1 protein-coding gene is annotated in these 282 nt (G+C 63.5%); it reads right to left on the reverse strand.

Annotation, left to right across the window (positions count from 1 at the left end; translation table 11 throughout):
• Window positions 1-282: immunoglobulin-like domain-containing protein (locus G7009_RS28375; protein WP_181133391.1), on the reverse strand; the 282-nt coding region annotated here is incomplete at both ends.

Genomic DNA, 282 nt, shown 5'->3' on the forward strand with positions numbered 1-282 from the left:
CGGTACCGGCAGCACTGCCCTTGGCCACTTCGACGACAGTGCCGTCGGTGAGCGTAAAGGTCAGGCCCTGGTGGCCAGTAACCGGCAAGCCATCCTTGCTGGTCAGGGTCACGGTGTAGGTGATCTGGCCACCTTCGGCGACAGTGGTCTTGTCGGCGGTCAGGGTCGCCACGACATCGTTGATGGTGTCGGCGATCTGCACGGTGGCGGAGCCACCCAGCTGCAGGTTTTCGAAGGTCTGGCCGTCAACGGTGGCATCGGTGATGCCGACAGTCAGGGAAC

This window comes from Pseudomonas capeferrum, assembly GCF_013523055.1.
GTDB classification, from domain to species: Bacteria; Pseudomonadota; Gammaproteobacteria; order Pseudomonadales; family Pseudomonadaceae; genus Aquipseudomonas; species Aquipseudomonas capeferrum_A.